Source organism: Prochlorococcus sp. MIT 1300, assembly GCF_034092375.1.
Lineage (GTDB): Bacteria > Cyanobacteriota > Cyanobacteriia > PCC-6307 > Cyanobiaceae > MIT-1300.
The window spans coordinates 218,644-238,630 of the sequence record NZ_CP139302.1 but is presented as its reverse complement, the minus strand read 5'-3'; the positions used below and the strand labels follow the sequence as shown (position 1 = coordinate 238,630).

The 19,987-nt window shown below is 37.1% G+C and carries 27 protein-coding genes and 1 other RNA gene; 19 read left to right on the top strand and 9 right to left on the bottom strand.

Annotated elements, in window-relative coordinates:
• Positions 1-50 precede the first annotated feature (50 nt).
• On the top strand, positions 51-365 hold the full coding sequence (locus SOI83_RS01240) for a TIGR02450 family Trp-rich protein (protein ID WP_320676784.1): 315 nt from the start codon (positions 51-53) through the stop codon (positions 363-365).
• Between the two features lie 378 nt (positions 366-743).
• On the opposite strand, the gene SOI83_RS01235 is transcribed toward SOI83_RS01240, so the two are convergent.
• The 3 genes from SOI83_RS01235 to SOI83_RS01225 all read right to left on the bottom strand — a co-directional run bounded on the left by SOI83_RS01235 (position 744) and on the right by SOI83_RS01225 (position 2,120).
• Positions 744-1,001 (bottom strand): DUF3104 domain-containing protein, encoded by a 258-nt coding sequence (locus tag SOI83_RS01235; protein WP_320676783.1) that lies wholly within the window; start codon positions 999-1,001, stop codon positions 744-746.
• 115 nt (positions 1,002-1,116) lie between these two features.
• Complete coding sequence (locus tag SOI83_RS01230) at positions 1,117-1,434, bottom strand: hypothetical protein (RefSeq protein WP_320676782.1); 318 nt, start codon at positions 1,432-1,434, stop codon at positions 1,117-1,119.
• 416 nt (positions 1,435-1,850) lie between these two features.
• Positions 1,851-2,120: a hypothetical protein gene (locus SOI83_RS01225; RefSeq protein WP_320676781.1), complete on the bottom strand. Its 270-nt coding sequence runs from the start codon at positions 2,118-2,120 to the stop codon at positions 1,851-1,853.
• Positions 2,121-2,511: 391 nt separating this feature from the next.
• Here SOI83_RS01225 and SOI83_RS01220 point away from each other — a divergent pair, with 391 nt between their 5' ends.
• The 8 genes from SOI83_RS01220 to SOI83_RS01185 all read left to right on the top strand — a co-directional run bounded on the left by SOI83_RS01220 (position 2,512) and on the right by SOI83_RS01185 (position 5,847).
• Positions 2,512-2,784: a hypothetical protein gene (locus SOI83_RS01220; protein ID WP_320676780.1), complete on the top strand. Its 273-nt coding sequence runs from the start codon at positions 2,512-2,514 to the stop codon at positions 2,782-2,784.
• A gap of 275 nt (positions 2,785-3,059) precedes the next feature.
• On the top strand, positions 3,060-3,230 hold the full coding sequence (locus SOI83_RS01215) for a chlorophyll a/b-binding protein (protein ID WP_320676779.1): 171 nt from the start codon (positions 3,060-3,062) through the stop codon (positions 3,228-3,230).
• 267 nt (positions 3,231-3,497) lie between these two features.
• Positions 3,498-3,806 (top strand): MATH domain-containing protein, encoded by a 309-nt coding sequence (locus tag SOI83_RS01210; RefSeq protein ID WP_320676778.1) that lies wholly within the window; start codon positions 3,498-3,500, stop codon positions 3,804-3,806.
• 85 nt (positions 3,807-3,891) lie between these two features.
• Positions 3,892-4,059, top strand: coding sequence for a hypothetical protein (locus SOI83_RS01205; RefSeq protein ID WP_320676776.1), 168 nt, complete (start codon positions 3,892-3,894; stop codon positions 4,057-4,059).
• A gap of 110 nt (positions 4,060-4,169) precedes the next feature.
• Positions 4,170-4,559 carry a hypothetical protein gene (locus tag SOI83_RS01200; protein WP_320676775.1) on the top strand — a complete coding sequence of 130 codons (390 nt, stop codon included), beginning with the start codon at positions 4,170-4,172 and terminating at the stop codon, positions 4,557-4,559.
• 381 nt (positions 4,560-4,940) lie between these two features.
• Complete coding sequence (locus SOI83_RS01195) at positions 4,941-5,231, top strand: hypothetical protein (protein WP_320676774.1); 291 nt, start codon at positions 4,941-4,943, stop codon at positions 5,229-5,231.
• A 251-nt stretch (positions 5,232-5,482) separates the two neighbouring features.
• Entirely contained in the window at positions 5,483-5,626 is a 144-nt protein-coding gene (locus tag SOI83_RS01190; protein WP_320676773.1) for a hypothetical protein, read from the top strand.
• A gap of 47 nt (positions 5,627-5,673) precedes the next feature.
• On the top strand, positions 5,674-5,847 hold the full coding sequence (locus SOI83_RS01185) for a hypothetical protein (RefSeq protein WP_320676772.1): 174 nt from the start codon (positions 5,674-5,676) through the stop codon (positions 5,845-5,847).
• A gap of 370 nt (positions 5,848-6,217) precedes the next feature.
• Here SOI83_RS01185 and SOI83_RS01180 read toward each other — a convergent pair whose 3' ends face one another.
• Entirely contained in the window at positions 6,218-6,538 is a 321-nt protein-coding gene (locus tag SOI83_RS01180) for a hypothetical protein (protein WP_320676771.1), read from the bottom strand.
• Positions 6,539-7,056: 518 nt separating this feature from the next.
• Between SOI83_RS01180 and SOI83_RS01175 the strand changes: the two genes are divergently transcribed.
• Positions 7,057-7,260, top strand: a complete 204-nt coding sequence (locus SOI83_RS01175; protein ID WP_320676770.1) for a hypothetical protein — start codon at positions 7,057-7,059, stop codon at positions 7,258-7,260.
• Positions 7,261-7,507: 247 nt separating this feature from the next.
• Here the strand turns inward: SOI83_RS01175 and SOI83_RS01170 are convergent, their stop codons facing one another.
• Positions 7,508-8,443 carry an oxidoreductase gene (locus tag SOI83_RS01170; protein WP_320676768.1) on the bottom strand — a complete coding sequence of 312 codons (936 nt, stop codon included), beginning with the start codon at positions 8,441-8,443 and terminating at the stop codon, positions 7,508-7,510.
• A gap of 328 nt (positions 8,444-8,771) precedes the next feature.
• Between SOI83_RS01170 and SOI83_RS01165 the strand changes: the two genes are divergently transcribed.
• The 5 genes from SOI83_RS01165 (at position 8,772) to SOI83_RS01145 (ending at position 14,189) form a co-directional block, all read left to right on the top strand.
• Positions 8,772-9,080 carry a DUF4090 family protein gene (locus SOI83_RS01165; protein ID WP_320676766.1) on the top strand — a complete coding sequence of 103 codons (309 nt, stop codon included), beginning with the start codon at positions 8,772-8,774 and terminating at the stop codon, positions 9,078-9,080.
• 16 nt (positions 9,081-9,096) lie between these two features.
• Complete coding sequence (locus SOI83_RS01160; protein WP_320676765.1) at positions 9,097-9,540, top strand: hypothetical protein; 444 nt, start codon at positions 9,097-9,099, stop codon at positions 9,538-9,540.
• A 1,087-nt stretch (positions 9,541-10,627) separates the two neighbouring features.
• Positions 10,628-12,277, top strand: a complete 1,650-nt coding sequence (locus SOI83_RS01155) for a lectin-like protein (protein WP_320676764.1) — start codon at positions 10,628-10,630, stop codon at positions 12,275-12,277.
• Positions 12,278-12,457: 180 nt separating this feature from the next.
• Positions 12,458-13,531, top strand: a complete 1,074-nt coding sequence (locus SOI83_RS01150) for an SPFH domain-containing protein (RefSeq protein ID WP_320676763.1) — start codon at positions 12,458-12,460, stop codon at positions 13,529-13,531.
• Positions 13,532-13,760: 229 nt separating this feature from the next.
• Positions 13,761-14,189 carry a hypothetical protein gene (locus SOI83_RS01145; RefSeq protein WP_320676762.1) on the top strand — a complete coding sequence of 143 codons (429 nt, stop codon included), beginning with the start codon at positions 13,761-13,763 and terminating at the stop codon, positions 14,187-14,189.
• A 3-nt stretch (positions 14,190-14,192) separates the two neighbouring features.
• On the opposite strand, the gene SOI83_RS01140 is transcribed toward SOI83_RS01145, so the two are convergent.
• Positions 14,193-14,738: a DUF805 domain-containing protein gene (locus SOI83_RS01140; RefSeq protein ID WP_320676761.1), complete on the bottom strand. Its 546-nt coding sequence runs from the start codon at positions 14,736-14,738 to the stop codon at positions 14,193-14,195.
• A 668-nt stretch (positions 14,739-15,406) separates the two neighbouring features.
• Here SOI83_RS01140 and SOI83_RS01135 point away from each other — a divergent pair.
• Positions 15,407-15,532, top strand: a complete 126-nt coding sequence (locus tag SOI83_RS01135; RefSeq protein WP_320676759.1) for a hypothetical protein — start codon at positions 15,407-15,409, stop codon at positions 15,530-15,532.
• 594 nt (positions 15,533-16,126) lie between these two features.
• On the opposite strand, the gene SOI83_RS01130 is transcribed toward SOI83_RS01135, so the two are convergent.
• On the bottom strand, positions 16,127-16,789 hold the full coding sequence (locus SOI83_RS01130) for a hypothetical protein (protein WP_320676757.1): 663 nt from the start codon (positions 16,787-16,789) through the stop codon (positions 16,127-16,129).
• A 727-nt stretch (positions 16,790-17,516) separates the two neighbouring features.
• On the opposite strand from SOI83_RS01130, the gene SOI83_RS01125 reads away from it, so the two are divergent.
• Genes SOI83_RS01125 through SOI83_RS01115 form a run of 3 tightly spaced genes read left to right on the top strand, consistent with a single transcriptional unit; the run spans position 17,517 to position 18,013 of the window.
• Positions 17,517-17,663, top strand: coding sequence for a high light inducible protein (locus tag SOI83_RS01125; RefSeq protein ID WP_320676756.1), 147 nt, complete (start codon positions 17,517-17,519; stop codon positions 17,661-17,663).
• A 6-nt stretch (positions 17,664-17,669) separates the two neighbouring features.
• Entirely contained in the window at positions 17,670-17,870 is a 201-nt protein-coding gene (locus SOI83_RS01120) for a high light inducible protein (RefSeq protein WP_320676755.1), read from the top strand.
• Positions 17,870-18,013 (top strand): hypothetical protein, encoded by a 144-nt coding sequence (locus SOI83_RS01115; protein ID WP_320676754.1) that lies wholly within the window; start codon positions 17,870-17,872, stop codon positions 18,011-18,013. The genes SOI83_RS01120 and SOI83_RS01115 overlap by 1 nt, the downstream gene beginning before the upstream one ends.
• Before the next feature lie 528 nt (positions 18,014-18,541).
• On the opposite strand, the gene ssrS is transcribed toward SOI83_RS01115, so the two are convergent.
• Together ssrS and SOI83_RS01105 are read right to left on the bottom strand one after the other, a co-directional pair.
• Positions 18,542-18,721: non-coding RNA, 6S RNA (gene ssrS / locus SOI83_RS01110), on the bottom strand.
• A gap of 6 nt (positions 18,722-18,727) precedes the next feature.
• On the bottom strand, positions 18,728-19,942 hold the full coding sequence (locus SOI83_RS01105) for a 5-(carboxyamino)imidazole ribonucleotide synthase (protein ID WP_320676753.1): 1,215 nt from the start codon (positions 19,940-19,942) through the stop codon (positions 18,728-18,730).
• Positions 19,943-19,987: the final 45 nt, after the last annotated feature.

Sequence of the window (19,987 nt, the reverse complement as noted above, 5' to 3'; positions counted from 1 at the left end):
TGTCAATGCAAAATCCAATTAAACATTAAAAGCATCCAAACCAAGTCAACATGAAATGGCCACCAAATAAATCATGGACCAGCACAACACCTAGAAACGGATTCCGGCACTTCGTAGCCTTAAATTATGGAGGAAAAGGCAGGGATCGTTGGATCGAGATGGTCGCAGTTCTTGATGCTAAAACGACCCTTCGCGTCAGCCTTAAAGAACTGAAGCTAACAAACAAGTGGAAATCCGGATGGCTTCAACTCCCTAAAGATGAATCTGTTATGCCAACAATGCCAACAAACACTGAAAAACCATACAAAAGCAATGATATAAACCACCTTTATACATCAATTGATTGGGATGAAAGAGACTGGTAATGACTAGATAAATCAGCTTCTCGTATAAATTTCACTCTTCTAATAAACCAGCTCATGACAATTAGCGTAATGTTCATTTATGTCTAACAAGAAACAAATAAAAAGAAGAAACTCAATAAACCTAAAAATTAAAAGTAAAGACAGTAATTGTTCCCAGTAGAATGCACTGGGCATAATTTTCAAACCATTCTCACCAGCTCTACTTGATTCAGGTAAAATTTAAGTTCCAATTTATTTACCAGACTCAATCCAGTTGCCTTTTATCAGAGAAAAACCTAAAACTCCACAATTTATTAGCTACATTCATAGGATAATAAATTTGAGATTCCCAAAAAACAAAATACATTCTTTAAATGCTCTTAAGTAAATTCAAATATCCTAAGCAGAAAATTTATTTATAACTAAGTCAGCATTTATCCAATGGATCACACCTGTATCAATATTGGCCACTTGGAATAAAGTTTGATGCTCAGATTTTCTGGCACCCCCTTGAACAAAAAGCACCTGCCCCAACCACCATCCATCGGAATGTAAATCACAAGCCTCAGAAACAATCACATAATCACCTACTTGAACGGTCAAAAAAACGGCTACAGCCATACCAGTCACCAGTACACCTGTACTATAATTGCACATAGATTATTTTATTGAATTTTTATGTTGCACAAGGGAAAACGGTCTAGAAAGGCTGATTTAAAAAAGAGGCCCCCTACCTTGCAAAGATTGGTTTTTTGAAGTTGAGGTAGGAAATTTATTCATTTTTTGTTGGGGTAATTCGTGAGTTCCTAACAGAAAAAGATGCTTCTATTGATGTGATCGACGAGACAATCAAAAGGGTCCAAAACCTGTATTCAGAAAGTTGGGAAGGTGCGGGGTCTGAAGGGTCCAAACCTATCTCATTTACAAAACCCAGAAATATAAGGAGAAAGTTCGCCAAAATAGCTAGCCAATATGCTCTCCAGCGCCTCTGGTATATGTATCCGGCGCCTAGACCAGGGATAAGATTAAGAACAGCAGCAACCCATCCTGACGAGGATGCAATCAACTGTTTTTTAGAAGTATTTTGCAATTGTTAAATAAAAAATGGGATTCGAATTTAAATTAGCCTAAGCATTGAAGAAACAAAATAGAGAAATGGATAGTATTACAATAGGGAATAGAGAATATGGTGTCGGACTTATTGGGCCTCAATAAAGGATTTCTTTGTAATGGTCTAAGAAAGAGGTTAGTCGTTGGAAGACAATATTATCATTAAGTGAGTCCAGTGTCTTCATCGCCTGACAGATACTTGATTACAGGCGACAAAATGTTTAATTGCAAAGGAACCATACTAAGGTTAGTGACTATGAGTAAGAAGTTTATCTCAGTTCTAATAGCTGTAACGGCAAACTTAACTTTGTATCTGTGGGCACTTATCAGTAGCTATTAACCTCCCAAGAGTCAAATTGTTCGTGGATCATTTCGGAATAAAGTCAATTCTATTATTTACATCTCATACTCACTTTCAAATTTCTTTATCAATTCCTTATACAAAAACAAAGCGGCCTGTGTCTCTTCAGTGAAGCCCTGAGAATCATACTCATTCGAAAGGTAAATACAGGTGACATGAGCCTGTTCAAATCCTTGTCGATATTCTACCTGTAAACTCTCATCCTCAATATCATTGATCATTGCAGTTATCAACTCAACTTGTTTTTTTATTGTGGCTATCTCCTTTTCCATGTCACGGTTCAATTTCCTGCGTTTTTTCGGCATTGAATCTTGGGCATCCTGTCGATCAGGTTAACGCAAGAGCGAATATCTCTGTTCAAAAGACACTTATATAGAAATAATAAATAGGTACTAATCAAAGATTAATAACGAATACAAGGAAATATGGGAGTTTCATGAGGTTTGTCAATAGTCATAAAAAACAGACAATCGAACAGATGGTCACGTAAATATTAAATGAATTTTAAGCACTTGTGTGTATAAGGATCTTTCTGATAGGAACAGATGCCTTGAAAAATACACCTCAAAAAAGGGCAAAGTTTATAGTTGGGTGGCTGTAGAAAACTGCTCTGATCTATTCAATAGAAAACCTAGGCTCAAATGCTGACGCTTTACGGTTTCATGATTAGTTTATGGATGAAGACTATCTCAAAGAATGAAAGCTCTACTTGCCGCATCTATCACAGCATTCAGCCTCTTGGCTCCAGCGACTCCTAGCAAGGCCCATATCTGGGAACCACATACAACTCAGGCAGTACAGACATTCTCACAGCCCCAAAAGGATATTGTTGGAACAAGCATTGACACAGTTCCCTCGGAGGCCAATAAGAGTCTAGACATCAGCCAGGTTGCTACAGGAATAGTCGCTCTTCTCGCCGTTGGATTTGTCGCAAATTATGCGATAGGAGCACTCGCAAAGGATCGATAAGTTCTATTTTCTATTTCTCCAGGTCACCTAACTTAAAAGCTCAACGTAAATCCCAAAAAAGGGAGGCAAAAAGGTCTCCCTTTTTTGGGCCTGTTTCTAAGAAGACATTAACTGCCCCTCGAGTAAGCCAGAGCCAGACGACCTAATTGAAAAGCTGGTGAACAAAAAGGGATAAAAGGTTGCAATGACAACCGCCAAAAAAAGGGGGGAGAGGCTGACTAGGTATTTTTCCTCATAATGGTGTAGGATTTAAATATAGGTAATTATCCTCAGCCATGAAAGAAAGTCGATTTAAGTTTGCCGAAAGGCTGAATGGCAGGCTTGCGATGCTTGGAGTCTCAGGTCTAGCACTTATTGAGATAACCAAAGGCAGTGGGGTGATGCAACAAATTCAAGCCATTGACCCATCCAATATTTGGTTAATGCTTGGGGTGTATGCAAGCTAGAAACCATAGGAACAACAAACCTTTTCTTTATTCAACCAAATGGAATTAAACCCCTACAAACCAATAAATCAGTATCTAAAAAAGTTGATTGAACAACTTAATAGAAACTGATAAGCTCTAAAAACTGACAAAAGTCAATTAATATCTGGCCTTAAGCGACACAAAATTAATACTCTATTATGTCCATGGTCGGTCATCCCGACAAATGCACTACTGGCAATCAGACAAGATCGTTCGATAAAGTACAGGTCAATAACCGAATAAGTCATGAGTGAAAAGAGTTATCTCCCACAATCAATCAGCCACAAACAACTTCAAAACCTTTTGAAATCAGCCCAGAAAGAACACCACCATTCAGATCAACAAAACACTAATTGCTCTGAGGAGCTTATAGAGTTCGAAGAATTGCTCCTTAATTGGTCCAGTCTCAGCAAGGAACTCATTAAGACATTGAAAATCAACCACAAACACCTTGGTGAAGGTAGAAAGCAACGAGCAATGATGGCCCTCGGGGCACTCGAGTCACACCTACGTATAGCCCTCCAAGCTCACGATACGTTCGACATGGAAAACTAAACGCACTTACAGCATATGAAAATCAAACTCTTGTCTATTAGAGGCAGCTTCGCTAAATATGGTGAGTAAATGGTTGTACCCAGCAATGATGCTTACTACGACAACCCGTCTAAGGCTAGAAAAACTAATTGAACGGCTAGAAAAAGGTGAACAAGTAACACTAAACGAAAGAATTGAACTCCACAAATATGCCATACGCTTCCCTATGGTTGCTGGAAAACTCAGCAGAGTCGTTCATAAAGTTTCAAATTGAATAAAGGCCTCCATGCTCTCTCTGCAACAAATGCAATGAACTAAAACGTCACGAACCATATATATTCATGGGTTTATTAGCAGGACATCCCTAGCAAGCGTTGGTCACACATGAAAAAAGATGGAAATTCAAGTTCCTCATCCTCAAAGTCTGCTCCTGCACTGAAAGGAGTCAAGAACGAAAGCAAACTACCTTTCTGGGTTGAAATCCTTTTTGTCCAGATCGGCCTTCCAGACAACTGGTTACGCACCTTCTTGAAAAGCAGAAAGAGAACTAAAGCGTTAATCTCTGAAAACAAAAAAACCTTACAACTTATATTCATAATTTTATTAGCAACGGTATATATTGATCCAGTTATAAAGAATGCAAGGCTTCAAGGTCAATGTGTAGAAGGAGCAAAGCAGTACCTTAAGTCAAACAATTTGATTAAAAGCAATTATAAAAACAATGAAATAGAGCTGGCCCTAGCTCTGAGATTTTGCAGTGGTGGTGAACTTTAATATTCTTCATTATAAACACACATTCTAATTTATTACTTTAACAAGAAAGGGATAATACTTCCAGAAATAGAACATCAAATCTCAACACTTCAATAAATCTTTTCAGGGCCGCCAATAGCAAATAACACCTAGGTGATTAGACTTAGGAAGTTTATATGTCTTAATCAAAACTTTCCACTTTCACAAAAACATAGTAAATGTATAAAGATCTAACGTAGGAGGAACAATGTCTGAAAATGAAAAACAAATTTTGATAGAGAAAGAAAAAGACTCATTTGATTCATACTTCGATTGTATTACTGAATGCTATTGGTTAGGTGGTGAGGATGTAGAATGCGTTCAGAAATGTGTAGCTGTACATCTAATTGATGAGGATTAATAATGGCTAAAAAGCCTGTTTATGTAAGCAAACAGGGAGGTACGATCAATTGCTACAAGGGAGATACAGGTTGGTTATTTAGAGTTTGTTGCGACCACCTTTCCTTATATTGCAACGATCTCGCCTCTGCAAAAGTTCAGCTAGATCGTCTAGAAAAGTTTAAAAGACAATCACTTAAAATTACAGTTAATGCAATAAGGAAAGAGGGTCTCGCATTTAGAAAGCTTATAGAAGCATCAGCAGCTCCTTATATAGAAGAACAGAGCTATCTCAAGCCGATTAATAATGATTAACTTACACCTCAACAGACTCCATAGCAGATTGTCTAGCAGCATTTAACAACTCAATTCTGCGAACCAAACCAGGGTTTGATCCAACGAATGCACAAATCAATCAAGGTGAGTGGTTATTCTCATAGACAAATAAAAATGTTTTGACTAGACCATTTGTAGAGCCTAGAGCTCTCTAGCAAGCTCTATCAAGTAAAAGGAGACAAAGACTCTTAAACAAGAGTTTTCCTCCAACATCAGCCAGGAGAATTCAAATGAATTATCAAGATGGTTTTCTACAAATCCAAACTTTTGTACCTGCAGCAATAGGAGGAACACTTTGTATTTTTGCCGTTCTAGGCATTCGTGAACTACTTAGGGAAACCTCTGTGGCCTTTAAAAATGGAGCTAAAGCATAGAGAGCTCATCCTCTAATAGGGATTTTCAAGCTTAAGGAGGACCAGCCATGACAGACAAAAAAAACATTCGCTTCAATAAAGCAAAAAGCTGTCTTATCCCCAGAAAGCAAGAAGCAATAGAAGCTCTTTTAGGGCTTGCTTGGCTTAAGTGCAGAAAGGATAGGCCTATTTGGGTCGTTAATGATCTCCACTCATACCTAGAGGGAAGTAACACTAGTTAGTCCAGACGATGAACCATTAGATAGTGCTACGAACATGATTTATCTTGGCATTATATAAAGTCTAATAAAATCTCAGGCCATCTCAGAAAACATTCAAAATTATAATTTAACCTTGTAGCTAAGGAGTTCCTACTAGTACAGGGGCGAACTTCCAGGCTAGTTGAAGTTGTCTAAATGGAAAGCCAAAAAAGGTAGACAAAACCTCAACAGCTACTCTTCCAACCAAGGTTCCAATTAGTTTAAAGGAGAAGAAACCTATTAGATTTTTGTAGTGATTGTTAGGTCATATCAGCAATAGAACACCAAATATTTTCGTATGGATTTTTGGGGATAGAAGTTCTGAGAGATTGAATCGAGGGATTTCAGTTCACTAATTTCTATAGCCAGGCTCAAAACTTCTTCGTGCTGACTCGGTGTATAGCAAAATTTGCCTCATAGAGCTTCTGATCGAATATTTAAGCGCTTTGCCGGACTTGAACATCGCATCGGTAATGGCCTTAGCACGAAGAATCTCCGCCTGGTAAGCCCTTTCCACGGCCCTTTCGGCGTCAATGTTTGCCAACTTAGCTCTTAAAGCAAGTTGGCCTGTCTTGGAACGAGGTAGTACTGCAGGAATTGTTTCAGGTTCAAGCCATCTCGAGAGCCATCTGTTCTTGCTCTGCGTAATTGAGGTCTGTTTTTTTTGATTCATTGAGTCTGCTTCCTCGAAAAATCGAGTTTTATGTTGAGTAACCAAAAGTCACCCATTTACCTCTATAAAAGCAATAACAAAAAGAATTGGCACCCCTTAACGGAGAAAAACATTCCTTTCAAACTATTGCTAATGTTTCAAAATAGCTTAGTTTAACCTTCGATTTAATCATCCCAGGGTCGATTTCTCATGAGTCTATCAATCATTCTAGTGTGGATTTCTCTTCCATTTGTCCTGATCACCGCCTACTTCGGTACAAGGAATGGATATTATGACAGTGAAAAGTACGAAGGAGATGGTTGTGCCCATGATGTAAAAAGATAGTTAAAGTATCTTGTCCAATCTAATTGAGATCCATTTGTCTTAAAATCTAACTGATTACAGACTCAACTCTAACAAATTAATTCAAAAGAAAAATCAATTTAAAAGATTGGCTGAAAGAACAAAATCCCAAGTGATGAATAACCATTTCCAGGCTATAATCAGTTGAAGATAAATTCATTACAACAATTTGATCAATGGCTCCTACAGCAAGTGAAAAACGTGAACTGGTAAAGAATCACCTCAAGCAACTGCGTAAGGAACTTAGGATTATGCATGCTGGGGTTACTGAGCAACAGACTCTTCCAGACCCAGGCGAGGTTAGAACCGTGATGACTGAAATGGAGACATTGCTAAGCGTATTAGAGCCAAAATCAGCAAAGAAATCAAAGAAAAAGTAACTTAATTCATCAAGCCCAAAGAGTAATTAGTATATTAGTAGCCTAAAAAAGTGAACAATAACTCTTAATTATTGGTAGTTAAAATTTTGCTTACTTATAAGCTTATAGTGAATCATTCAAGGAATTGATCATTCACTCTGATCCTGAATATTAATTTGGAACTCGAACCTGACCATAAGTCCAATCCAAAGCAAAATAATACCTACCACCGCTGATGCACTTGGAAATACAGAGTGTTCCTCAAGAGTCATAGTCCTAGGGATTTGTCATAAGTGAATCCATTATCGGAAAGGATCCTCTTACTTATTTCCCAAAACCTTACTCTATTTTCAACCTTTAGAGCAAACTCGGCGATTGGACAGATGACAGGAAACCCCCTTATAGAAAACCTTGGGCCAAATTGCTCGCCCCCAGTTACATTAGGAGAAGTTGCTGCTCTTAGCTGAGGCAACGAACCATTGCGAGCACTTTGAAATAAGGGTTTCGTAAGATCATAAGCAAACTTTTCGAAAAAAGATCCACTTAATTCAAGGGAAGCAGGCTGGAGGTTTGTTAAAGCCAGGCCTGGATGAGCCAAAAGAGATTTAACTCCTATATCTTTTTGTTTGAGCCGATAATCTAATTCAACTCCAAAAATTACATTTGCAAGTTTGCTCTGAGCATAGGCTTTCCAACGATTATATCCGTTTTCACCATGAAGATCCTCCCAATTAACTGTTCCTATATATTGAGCACCTGACGAAACTGTTATAACCCTAGAATCATAAAAAGGAACTAATAAAGGTAGGCAGCAAAGAGTTAAAGCCATATGACCTATATGATTTACTGCAAATTGCAGTTCTAGGCCACAATTGGTAAGTGTTCTAGGAATAGCCATAAGCCCTGCATTATTAATTAGCAGATTTAGACCTCCAAATTGCATGTTAACTTCATCCTTAAGTTTCAAGATGCTTGATAGATCGGAAAGTTCAAGGTGCTTTAAGTAGACATTATTGGAATCAAATTCTTGTAATAGTTTATTTCTAGCCAATTCTCCCTTTGCTAAACTACGGCAACACATAATTACGGTTGCATTTTTTTCTAGTAAGGCTCTAGTTGTTTCAAATCCCAATCCACTATTGGCCCCTGTAACAAGGACAATTCTGCCACTTTGGTTGGGAATATCACTAAAAGTCCAAGTCATATCGGAGAGAAATTAGAAAGCTAACTGGATTTAAAAGAAGGAAAAAGTAGCCTAATTGCTATTGATTGTTTACTGGTAATTAGCAAGGGGATTTTGTAGAAACTCTAAAATTGGAATAGATTTAATGAATAACCTAGCCGAGGACAGTATCTAGAGAATTTTTGAGCAAAATTGTTATGCTGGCAAGGTCAGAGTTAAAACTGGTACTTTAGCAACCACCAGTCTCTGCTAATGGGACTAACAAAGAGGATTAAAGAGTTATTTTGGTGTAGGGATACACCTTCTGCAACCCCAGCCATCCCTCCTAACAAGAGCAATCATCAACAGCATGGATCTCAACATCACCGAAGCAATTGATGGGCCCGATGCACTTGACGCTGTCCCTGAGTCAATAGATCGCGCTATTGACGATGGGATCGATCTCAGCGGAGCACCATTACCCAAGGATATGGTTGCTTTCTACAAGGAAGTAATGCAAAAAGAGGCGGATCGCGTCTGTCGTGTTCGAGTCGCTATGAGAAAAAAGATTATTGCCACTGGCTCAAAACACTTTGATCAAGAGACATTAAATAAAAGATTACTGGATGCGGGTTGGGAAGGTTTAAAGGCTGCAGAAATAGCCTACTTCTTTAGCTAAAAGAATAAACCAGAGCATGATCAATAAATCCTCAAGTAAAGCTGAAAACACCGATAGTATAATAAGACATTTTATACTATTAGGCATTTTTACATTTGATATATTGTCTAAATTTTTAGAGCTCTTTAAAAAAGAAACTATCAAAGAGGATCCTTCCACCAAAACCAGTTTAGAGACATTAAAAAGGGCTGAAGTCCTAGACAGGAGTTCAGACGATGACTTGAAAAATGCCCTCAGCGGTACAGATATACTCTCTAAATTTAATCGAAATGACTTAATAGGATTAGTCATTTCATGCCCTGATGCTCTTAATAATATTCTATTAAAAGAGAGGCGTGAATATTTAATGAAATTAACCAACCAGGAACTAAAGCTTTTACTAGCTGGTACTCAACAATTATACAAACTTAAAAAGACAGAGCTTGTTGAACTAATTATTCAGAAAGAACAAACTCAATAATTCCTTTACATCAAGTTCTCAAGTGCCAGAGAATTGAGAAGAAGGTTAAAACCTTAAAGCCTGAAACACTAAATATTCTGAAAATGCTACTTCATTCGTAGATCCACCTAAAGCCTGATTACTCATAAAGACCTTTTCTTGAAAATTGCCCGTACTCAATCGATTCAAAAGGGAAGCTAAAGGCAGGAATAAACAACTCTTATGGTTTGGATTATCAGAATACTCGCGTCCCGCATGGTTCATGTTGTAAACTGTAACTAGGTATTTATTCGCAATCGTGGAACTCAATCCTTTCAAGCCATTGACTCAAATTGGGCAGAAGCAAAAGAAAACGGTTGCTTGGATTTTTACTATTCTGGCCACTGCAAATTTCTTTTCCGCCTAAGTTAAAGATCTTTGAATCATCGTTAAATCAGCTCAATGACCGCTGCATTTAATGGTTGACAAGGGAATTCCTATTAGGCGACTTTGTTTTTTAAGGTCGTGGGCTTGAAATTCCTACAAGCCTTCAAATGGAATTCGGTAATCATTTATTAACCTTGTGGCCTACACCAAGGAAGGCCTTGCCTGGCAGATCCTAGGTTGGGAAAGATGAAATGTTTTTAGGTGAGCTGGAGAAAGTACGATCATTTTATTTCTACTAAGACACGTTCTTGGAGACATCATTAGTTCAAAGAGTAAACACGAGACATCCATGAGCAAAAAAGTCAGAAGGACGTAGCTTTTGATACATGTATTAAATCAATAGTAAGGAAATATATTACCTTGACATCAAGAAGTATTCGCTGACAAGGATATGTCAAGGCATAAATATTTAAAAATAGAAATAGCTAATGTAGGGGCATTAAAGCTAAGTAAAAAAGGGATTTAAGTCTATAAATATAATAAATAACTTAGCACGGGAGTTAAATAAGTAATGAGTTAAGAACTAACAAGGAGTAGATACTCCAAGTAGAGAAGTAAAGCAATCAACAAAACTAAGGTGAAATACTAGAAAAGATTAACTGTTCTAAGTAATTAAGAAGCGTAGTCTACATTGTTCAAACAGGCAGAAAAATGCTTTACTGGTAAGAATTCAATAAAGTATATGGATAGCAAAAAGGGATTGGCCTTAGGCATACTATTAATTTTCGGGGTAGGAGTTGGAAACCAGCTTCCTGGTTATGCAGGACCTAGCGATAAGTTTAGAACACTTAGCCAATGCTGGAACAGTCCTGACTTCATAACACCGGGGGAATTAACAAATAGATTTTGTATAAAAACCAATGGTCAGATCCAACGCATTGATATTAATGGTGTTGTCCATAAGGTAAAGGGTAGATTAAACAAGCCCGAGAAGGTAAGGCAACAAAAACCGAAGCCAATCCTCAAAGCAATACCACTATTATATGAATATAAGATTGAAGATGATGAGTTAATTCGATACTCTTGTAAAGCTAAAAGGATAAATGGTAAGTATAAATGTTTAGAAAATTCTTCCACCCAAAGAATCCTCAAAGGGATACGGCCACAAGGTTTCTACCTGAAGGAAGGTCTAAGACAACAGAGTGAAGGTAGGTTGGAAAATGCGCTTCAATCCTATTCAAAGGAAATTGAAATTAATAACGACTTGGCTTCATTCTATAATAGAGGTCTTATACATTATGAACTAGGGAATTATGTTCGTACCATCGAAGATTTAAATTATTCAATAAATGAAAAGTCAGAGTCGAAAGATAGTTATTATTGGAGAAGTAAAGCTAAAGCTAGGCTAGAGGACTACAAAGGTGCAATTAATGACCTTAACCGATTGGAAAGTATACTGAATCAAGAAGAAATTAGAGCCAACAAGAACCTCTCAAATATAAAGGACTTAGTCAGTCATACAAGAGGAGATAGAACTTATGTTTTAGTCGAAGGAGCGACTTGGGAAGAGGCAAGTGAAAATTCTAAAGATCTAGGAGGCAACCTTGTCACAATTAACGATAGGAACGAAAATAAGTGGTTACAAACAGTTTTTGGCAGAAACTCAAAATCATATAAAAATGAACAAACAAAACAATACTGGATAGGCTTAAGATATAAGAATCAAAAATTCGAATGGGAGTCAGGAGATAGGTTAAGGTATAGCAACTGGGGGCTTGGCTATCCTGATATAAGTATTAAGAACAAAAATAACACATTATATGGCAAGATAGACCTAAATGATCAGAATAGTGAAGGTATAAATAATAACGGTAGCTGGATAATTAGTGCAGGCAATAACCAGGAATATGGAGCAAGCTATGGAATTGCCGAAATCAAGGTGCCAAACCTGTACGTTGATGAAGGTTATAGATTCAGAGATATTTACTTATTAAGAGCAATTCAAAAAAGGAGACTCGGGGATCGGCAAGGTGCTATCAGAGACTTAGATCAAGAAATTGGGCGCAACCCGCTAAATGGACAAGCTTATTTTGAGCGAGGTGTCGAGAGGTACTGGAAAGAAAGGGGGAAAGCATGTGAGGACCTAGTGAAAGGTTTAAGGTTAGGTGCTTCAACAGATAGCTTTACAAAGCTAATAGGAGGAGAAGATCAGATTGATATAACTAAGGAGTGTAAATCAATACTGTCTACTATTGTCGAAGGTAATGAAAAAAATTATAAGTCAGAGAGGCTAAGAAAGGAATCCACAGAACTGCTCATTAAATACTCGGTGTTATTACCAGTATTAGTGATACTAGTTATAGCTATAATAAAAAGGTTTCAGACACCTTAGCCTGAGGAATAGAAATTCAAACCAAGAAGCATTTATGCCTTTAATAATGTCAGAAAAGATTATTGATAGTATATTTAACCAGAAGTTACATAGTTGATTTAACTTACAGTCATGTTTTATTAAAGTGAAGACACTCTAAGTTGTTAAACATTTAGAAGTTTTTTCTTTATAAAAGATAGTATGGTGGTCTTAAAAATAGTTAGGTCTGCTGTGGCTATCGTAACAATTGAGAGTCCCAATGGTGATCAAAACCTGGTTTGGAAATATCCTTCAAGGGAAATCACTCTTGGATCTCAAATTATTGTAAATGAGAGTGAAGAGGCTTTAATCTATGAAAACGGTCAACTCCTACAAATACTTCAACCAGGAAGGCATACGGTTGAGACAGGAAATATTCCTGGTATAGAAGGACTTATTAAAAGATCCTTTAGCAATAAATCTCCAATCATTGTTGAAATATGGTTCGTCACAAAAACAGCTTCACCAAGCTACAAATGGGGATTTCAAACACAGGTGAGGGACAAGATACATGAACTTATTGTTCCTTTAGGATCATATGGTTCTTTGCTTCTAAGAATTGAAGATTCCTCTTCACTAGTGCTGCAGATTGTTGGAAAAAATTCTTCTATGACGAAAGAAGGCTTGAAGTCCTTTCTAATTCCAATCATAGAAAGAAACGTGAAAAACTATATAGCTAATAGCGTAATTCAAAAAAATATAGATATTTTCACCATCGACTCATATTTGGGTGAAGCATCCGAATCGGTAAAAGAGTCATTAGATCAGGATTTTGCAAGGTTTGGCGTGAAACTTATGGATTTTTATATCCAGGGTATGGAAGTTATTGGTGACAATCCAGAATACTTGAAGATAAAAGAAACCCTAGCCGAAGCAGCAAGTCTAAGAATAAAAGCTAAGGCTGCTAATGAATCTAAGGGTTTCTATCAGCAAGAAAGAAGTCTTGATGTACTAGACAAAGCTGTTGAACAAAAGGGTGGTTTGGCTGGGAACTTACTTGCTGGTGGGTTAGGAGTAGGTCTTGGTATAAATGCTGCTCAAAAAATGGCATCAAGTATCACAGACTCAATGACTGAACCGACAAAAGAAACGATTTCAGCAAGAAATCAATCACCCAGCCAAGGTTCAACTGATCTTAAGCAGAAATTAACCGCACTAAAAGAATTCTTTGACTCTGGTCTTATATCCAAAGATGAATATGAAGAAAAGAAGAAAGACCTACTCAATAACCTCTAGAATCACTAGTATATAATTATTATATTTGATGTATATGAAGTTTAACAAATCAATTGGTATATTATGGCTTCCCCTTATTTGTTTTTGGACTTTTATAATCACGATTAATCTGAGTACGGGGCTTAAAACCCTAGAAGAACTCATTCCATCAGTCATCTACTTCATAACATCTTTACTACTTGTACTTCAAATACAAATAGAAATTGGGAATAAGAATGAGGACTCCATAGTGCAAATTGCAATGGTCAAGTCACAACTTACATGTCTCTCATTAGCAAGTATTTCAATACTTGCTAATGCCCTATTTAACTTCAATCAGTTCCTAACTCTCTGTTTTATTATTATACCAACTATAGTAAATAGTGTATTATCTGAATTATTAAATTATGCTAACAGTCAATTAACCACTGGATTCAAAGCAAGATCTAATGAAAGGCAATTCTGGATTGAGTCAAAGAAGGCCTGGTCAGAATATATACTGAAAGCCAAGCAACAATATATTGATAATGAAGACATAATTAGAGAATTAAATAGAGTTGAGGATATACTCAACTTTAGTTCCTATTTTAGAAAGCCTGAAGCTGAAGAATCTCTCATAGAAATTAAACAAGAAAGTGATTTGGCATTTATCTTAAATAGACTTACTCGAATAAAATGACTACTAGTTCTCATACCCACAATATTCACATTTTAGAGCGTCAAACCTTTTTAACATAGCTCCGCACTGGCTACATTTTCTAGCGACATTATCTTTACCTTTAAGATTTTTACTAGCTATGAGACTTAACTTGCGGAGGCCAAGACTACTTAAAATATTGGATTTGTTAAAAGGCTGCAAATGATTTGTAGGAAGAGTAAGCCAATAAATAACTAACAAGGGACCTAGGAAGGGTATAAAAGCAATTAGCAACCATAGCCATGATCTACCTACGTCTCTTATGCGTCTTATGGTTATAGATAAAGCTACGACGGCGATTCCTAGAGAGTAAATACTATAAATTAATTTAGCCAAGTCAGAATATAAAATAATACTCGCGAGTTTATTTAGAATAGATCCATAGGAATAAGAGTCGATAAGTCCTTCTAGAACTGCTATACAAACTGTTATCAAAATATATGCTAAAAGGAAAAGCCAAAAGTCCCTGCGGTTGGTTCGCCCTGTGAAATCAAATATTCTCCACCAAGCCTTTATGTAAGAATTAATCATTCTAATTCAAATATTCATTACATATTATCGTAATGCTGGAATATCTGCATGGACTATTTTGCTAATGGCAAAGAAAGAGTTTGGGGGTAAAAGTAGAATTCACTTATTATAAATATATGTTTACCCTCTCTATTGTTTAGCGATATGGTTAATGATTTAGGTATGTACTATAATGAAATTATTATATTTGTTATACTAAGCAATTAGCAATTTACTTTGTCTTGAAGACTATTGGGTGTATAATAATAGAGTAAAAACATTTGCCATGGCTAAAATTAAAAGCATAGTAACTGGATTAGTCTTCCTATCTTTAAATACTTTTTACTATAAATCAAACGCAGAAGGGCTAAAGTCAATATACCAATCTGCACCTGTCGTTAGCTGTTCAATTAGCACAGCAAGGTGGATTGGAATAGAGAAACCTGGTAAGAGGACAGGTATCAAAGAGTATAAATTTTGCCAGGAAGGTAATACGATATATAAATTGAGCGTATACAAAACAAAGCCAGACAAACCAGCAAGGACAAGCTTTAAGAAACTCGGTACACTAGGAAAAATGATGACAATTCAAGGCCAATTCAGTAGTAGTGGCAGACAAATCTCACCTGACAGAAGACGGCAATACGAACTAGAGCAGAATAAACTCATAAAGTACGAATGTATAAAGAGTGACTGCAAACGCAATGTTGTACAAAGAACAATTATTGCGCTACCACTTAATAGCAACTGAACCCAAAACAATTAATAAACTACTTAAAACTGCAAACATAATACTTACTCAGTTACCTTTATAAGCAGCCTAATTCTTTTAAATCCTCTCTTCGGAGGTTAAAGTGGTGTAGATGGGTTTCTCCCTAGTAGTCAAAATGTCTAATCGCCTAAAGATCTTGAATCTCGTGGTCTGTTCTACCACCCTGTCGCTATTTAATGCAACCACTGTCGCTGCTTATGATGTTCTACATTCATTAACTCCAATACTCAGTTTATTCCAAAGGAATGAAGTCGCTGCAATGGATAGATTTAATGGTAATTATTACCAGATAAATGGTAATGTATATAGCATTAAGTCAAGAGACAGACTAGTAATTGTCAGGTCTGGGAAAGGCTACTTAAATTGCTATTATAGCCCCCGTGATCATGCTAACGTGGTCGATCTTAGAATTGGAGGCCAAGTTTCAGTTAAGGGCCCACTAAGAATCACAAAAAATTATAGGAATCTTTCGTTTAGCATAAACAAATGCAGAGTAGTCGGAGACCATAACAGCGATAATAAACGACAACCAGCTCTAAGTCAGAAGCAAAAGGAACTTCTAAGGTTTGATAAAATTCTGGATTCTGATTGGTAACGTAATAATCAAAAGCGATATACTAAAAACAAACCATGGTACTTAGAACCAAGGGCAATAGTACTCCCTACTATATGAATTATATTCTTTATCTCTCCTTTGTTGAGTTACAATAACCTTTGTAGTCAACATAAATGTGCCGGAACTCTGAACGACATTATCACTATCTACTATTTGATATTTGATTGGATTAAGACCTTCTCTAACTGCTAAATAACTCTTCTTATGCTTATTGGCAAGTTTGAACGAAATTTGGTCTGAAGCTCTACCCCTGTCATAGCTTCGATCCGTAAATGGGGGTTTTTGTGGTGATAATCCACGAGCATAATTTACCAGTTTGACCTTATAACCAGGTTGTGTAGAAATACTGTAATCGACAAAATACCCGTCGGTCTTGTGATTTCTGACCCCAGGACACTGCCCCACATAGACGGTTCTTTGTAAGTTTAGATTGTCTAATGTTTCTGAATCAGCAGTTTCTATTCCAACCTCCGCTACTTTTTTCTCCTGTTCCTTTTCTAACATCTGAGCCTTCCTACTACTAGAAGGCTCCGGGACAGAAGTATCCCTTGAGGGATCACTTGGATCATTAGGTGAATGTGATAACAGTCCTGAGATCTGAGAACAGGAGCATAAGGGCAAAGTTGCTAAAAGAACTGCTGTTCCTTGCCTAATTAAGGACTTATTAGTCTGGCTTGACTGCATTAAATGGTTAAATGAATTCTACTACACATACTACTCCCCCTAATGTCGTCCAATAAATCAACATTTACAAGCCAAGCAAAAGCACTTCTAGTGCATTAGCGGAATCTCAATTGCCTTGGTTCAGATTTGCTCGATTGTGGCTTTGGTTCATGCCCTTGTCGCATAAAGTACATAGGAGGGCTTAAGCATGTCAATAATTTGATCCATCATTGAACAAGCAATTATATTTAGCAATTCATCCTCTAATATTCCCGTTAAAGTTAAATAAGAACTTTATAATAATAGTTACTAACCGAAAAGTAATCTAACCTGGTAAAGTTAATTATACTTAGGAATTGTATTAAAAGCCAAACATAATGCTTGAGAGTTTTAGGGTTTAAAACCAATTTCATCGTTTAGATCATAAGGTCCATAAAGACTAAGACTTTTAATATTGTAAAACAGTAAACAAAGGATTACTGGTACTAAATCTATTTATTTGATAAGTCTGTGCACAAATAAAAGCGTTCATGTTGGACTTTGATGAATCTAAGGAGAATTTTCTATTAAACTTGGCAATATCAAAAAATTGGTAAAGAGCCAATAAATAAAACCTTTTTGGAGCTTTTTAATAAAGGATTCGGCAGAAGAACCGGTATAAAGTCACACTTCGAAATATTATGCGTTACAGTTCTTCACAAGCCAGAACAGGCTTCTTGTTCAGCTGTCCACCACCTTCATTATATAAATGAACAAAGCTTCCAAAACTGACCTCACAATTGAACCTCAAAAAGTTCTTGCCGAAAGAATAAATGGATGGGCAGCCATGCTGGGCTTCTTTGCGGCAATTGGTGCCTACTTGACAACTGGTCAAATCATCCCAGGGGTAATTTAAAAAGTTATGCCATCTCCTTCTAAGAGGACTGCCGAGGGCGCTGGCCATAACACTTCAGCGAACGAGGCTCAACCTCAAATTGTTGGTGAATACACCAACCTCACAAATGAGGCTGAAAAAGCAAATGGTCGCTTAGCCATTATTGGCTTTTTAGCAGCCATAGGTGCTTATGTCACCACAGGTCAACTAATTCCAGGTATTTACTAATGAAAACCACTTCATCCAATTCTGCCTTAGGTTCTACGCACCCACCTATAGATATTCTGCTTGGCAGAGCTGCCATGTTGGGCTTTGTGTTTACCTTTGGTGTTTACTTAACAGTAGAGACTCTCACTACATTGCCCATCTAGTTAGTGTTTAACAAACAATTTTTAGTCGCTAAACTACTGCGAATAGGAATTATTTGCTTATTCAAATTATACTTATAAGTTATAAAGAATTTATAAGTATAAAAGATCTCTAAGTCTAACTGTTCTGAATATTATTCTTCTCTGAAATATTATAATAAAGTCATTAAAAAAATTTCTTCACTTTAATCCTCCTAACAAGAGTTTACTCGTGCAATTTCAAAAGTCCAAACAAAAAAAGTCAGCAGATTCTCAGTTCATACTAATGTCTGCATCTGTTTTTGGGCTAAATCTCTCGTTAATGTTATTTGTATCTTTCTATTGGTTAAATCCTAGCTTTCACACATATATTAGTGGCCACTCACTATGAAACAAAAACTATTATTTTTTGAGTATTAAGACTATTTCATTGAATATTTAAACGCTTATGCATTTATTAGAAGAAAATACGAATTTACTTTACTGAAATATAATAATTCCAAATAAAAACTCGACTTAACCACGGAGAGCTTAGCCATCCGTGGTTAAGTCGAGCAAACCGCTTTGCCGTTGAGCCCAGTAGCTTCGACCTGGAAGAACCAGATGGGGTGACAAAGTGGGGCTTCGTTTCCGATCAAGCCGGTTTACGTTACCTTCACGACAGTCTCCCCTTATCGAAAGAGAGTCAGATCAGAGCACTAGGAAAGGCTCTCACCAACAAAGTAGTTTGGATAAATTTTAGTGTATTTTGACCCCCGAAAGGGGCCAAATATCGCGAATTCTCTTTAAAACTGCCATTGCTTCCTTGCGACGCTCAGAGAAACTTGATTCTTTAAGTAGAACAGTTATATGCCCTAGCTTTCTCCCAGGAATCTCCTTGTCCTTTCCATACCAATGGAGATTAAGGTCTGAGGATTTATTTAAGGCATCTAATCGAGACTCTAAAGAAAAAACTCTAGACTGTTTTGATGTAAGTCCTAATAGATTCACCATCAATGCTCCTGGGGCTATCAGTATTGGGGAAGGAACCGGTAAACCTGCCGCTATACATAGTTGTTGGTCAAACTGACTACTAGTGCAGGCTTCAATAGAAAAATGTGCTGAATTGTGGGTCCTTGGTGCGATTTCGTTAACCTGAAGGCCTTCAGGTCCGAGAAAAAATTCAATAGCAATTACACCCTGATATTGAATTTTTGTTAGTAAAGATGCTGCTATGTTATAAGCAGTTATTTCTACAGTGTGATTTACTTCTGCAGGTGCAATTACCCAATTACAAACTTGTGACGATTGATGTGTCTCAGCTAAGGGAAGAGAACGAATTTGACCATCTTTATCTCTGCTAACTACAAGGGCAAGCTCCCGCTCGTAAGAAACCCAAGATTCTAACAACCACTGAGAAGAATCAACCGTAATTATAAGTTCTTCAAGGCAACGTAAATCCTTTATTACTTTAGTTCCCTTCCCGTCATACCCCCCCCGACGTGCTTTCGCCATAAGGGGGAATGACCATCCTTGAGGAAGTTTTAATTTGTTTTTAACCTTAGTAATAGAGTTAAGTGGTATCCATTTTGGACCTGGGAAACCCAGCTCATTTATTAGTTGACGTTGAGAGATCTTATCCACCAAGGGTGAGATTGCTGATAAAGGAGGAAGAAACTTCACTCCTTCAGCCTCTAAAGGGCGTAAACCGTCTATATCAATCCACTCATTTTCAAAAGTAATTCCAATACAGCCCCTGGATAGTTCTCTTGTCCCTGCAGGTTCTATAGGCTCTGATAAAACATGACTAGTAGCTTGAGTAGCTGCAGGATCATGAGGAGAAGCTGATTGCACCATAATGTCAACATTTCTCTGCTTTGCAGCAAGAGCCAACATTTGTGCAAGTTGACCACCACCAACCACACCTATTTGTGGAGAAGCGGTCTGGCGGTCATCACTAGAAACAATACTCATGCTTTGGTAACCAACAACTCATAAGTGTTGAAGAGGTATTAGTGG

What these genes read in the sequence shown, in the direction of transcription:
- SOI83_RS01240 (WP_320676784.1), top strand. Translation starts at nt 51, where the DNA reads ATGAAATGGCCACCAAATAAATCATGGACCAGCACAACACCTAGAAAC.
- SOI83_RS01235 (WP_320676783.1), bottom strand. Translation starts at nt 1,001, where the DNA reads ATGTGCAATTATAGTACAGGTGTACTGGTGACTGGTATGGCTGTAGCC.
- SOI83_RS01225 (WP_320676781.1), bottom strand. Translation starts at nt 2,120, where the DNA reads ATGCCGAAAAAACGCAGGAAATTGAACCGTGACATGGAAAAGGAGATA.
- SOI83_RS01220 (WP_320676780.1), top strand. Translation starts at nt 2,512, where the DNA reads ATGAAAGCTCTACTTGCCGCATCTATCACAGCATTCAGCCTCTTGGCT.
- SOI83_RS01215 (WP_320676779.1), top strand. Translation starts at nt 3,060, where the DNA reads ATGAAAGAAAGTCGATTTAAGTTTGCCGAAAGGCTGAATGGCAGGCTT.
- SOI83_RS01210 (WP_320676778.1), top strand. Translation starts at nt 3,498, where the DNA reads ATGAGTGAAAAGAGTTATCTCCCACAATCAATCAGCCACAAACAACTT.
- SOI83_RS01205 (WP_320676776.1), top strand. Translation starts at nt 3,892, where the DNA reads ATGATGCTTACTACGACAACCCGTCTAAGGCTAGAAAAACTAATTGAA.
- SOI83_RS01200 (WP_320676775.1), top strand. Translation starts at nt 4,170, where the DNA reads ATGAAAAAAGATGGAAATTCAAGTTCCTCATCCTCAAAGTCTGCTCCT.
- SOI83_RS01195 (WP_320676774.1), top strand. Translation starts at nt 4,941, where the DNA reads ATGGCTAAAAAGCCTGTTTATGTAAGCAAACAGGGAGGTACGATCAAT.
- SOI83_RS01190 (WP_320676773.1), top strand. Translation starts at nt 5,483, where the DNA reads ATGAATTATCAAGATGGTTTTCTACAAATCCAAACTTTTGTACCTGCA.
- SOI83_RS01185 (WP_320676772.1), top strand. Translation starts at nt 5,674, where the DNA reads ATGACAGACAAAAAAAACATTCGCTTCAATAAAGCAAAAAGCTGTCTT.
- SOI83_RS01180 (WP_320676771.1), bottom strand. Translation starts at nt 6,538, where the DNA reads ATGAATCAAAAAAAACAGACCTCAATTACGCAGAGCAAGAACAGATGG.
- SOI83_RS01175 (WP_320676770.1), top strand. Translation starts at nt 7,057, where the DNA reads ATGGCTCCTACAGCAAGTGAAAAACGTGAACTGGTAAAGAATCACCTC.
- SOI83_RS01170 (WP_320676768.1), bottom strand. Translation starts at nt 8,443, where the DNA reads ATGACTTGGACTTTTAGTGATATTCCCAACCAAAGTGGCAGAATTGTC.
- SOI83_RS01165 (WP_320676766.1), top strand. Translation starts at nt 8,772, where the DNA reads ATGGATCTCAACATCACCGAAGCAATTGATGGGCCCGATGCACTTGAC.
- SOI83_RS01160 (WP_320676765.1), top strand. Translation starts at nt 9,097, where the DNA reads ATGATCAATAAATCCTCAAGTAAAGCTGAAAACACCGATAGTATAATA.
- SOI83_RS01155 (WP_320676764.1), top strand. Translation starts at nt 10,628, where the DNA reads ATGGATAGCAAAAAGGGATTGGCCTTAGGCATACTATTAATTTTCGGG.
- SOI83_RS01150 (WP_320676763.1), top strand. Translation starts at nt 12,458, where the DNA reads ATGGTGGTCTTAAAAATAGTTAGGTCTGCTGTGGCTATCGTAACAATT.
- SOI83_RS01140 (WP_320676761.1), bottom strand. Translation starts at nt 14,738, where the DNA reads ATGATTAATTCTTACATAAAGGCTTGGTGGAGAATATTTGATTTCACA.
- SOI83_RS01130 (WP_320676757.1), bottom strand. Translation starts at nt 16,789, where the DNA reads ATGCAGTCAAGCCAGACTAATAAGTCCTTAATTAGGCAAGGAACAGCA.
- SOI83_RS01125 (WP_320676756.1), top strand. Translation starts at nt 17,517, where the DNA reads ATGAACAAAGCTTCCAAAACTGACCTCACAATTGAACCTCAAAAAGTT.
- SOI83_RS01120 (WP_320676755.1), top strand. Translation starts at nt 17,670, where the DNA reads ATGCCATCTCCTTCTAAGAGGACTGCCGAGGGCGCTGGCCATAACACT.
- SOI83_RS01115 (WP_320676754.1), top strand. Translation starts at nt 17,870, where the DNA reads ATGAAAACCACTTCATCCAATTCTGCCTTAGGTTCTACGCACCCACCT.
- SOI83_RS01105 (WP_320676753.1), bottom strand. Translation starts at nt 19,942, where the DNA reads ATGAGTATTGTTTCTAGTGATGACCGCCAGACCGCTTCTCCACAAATA.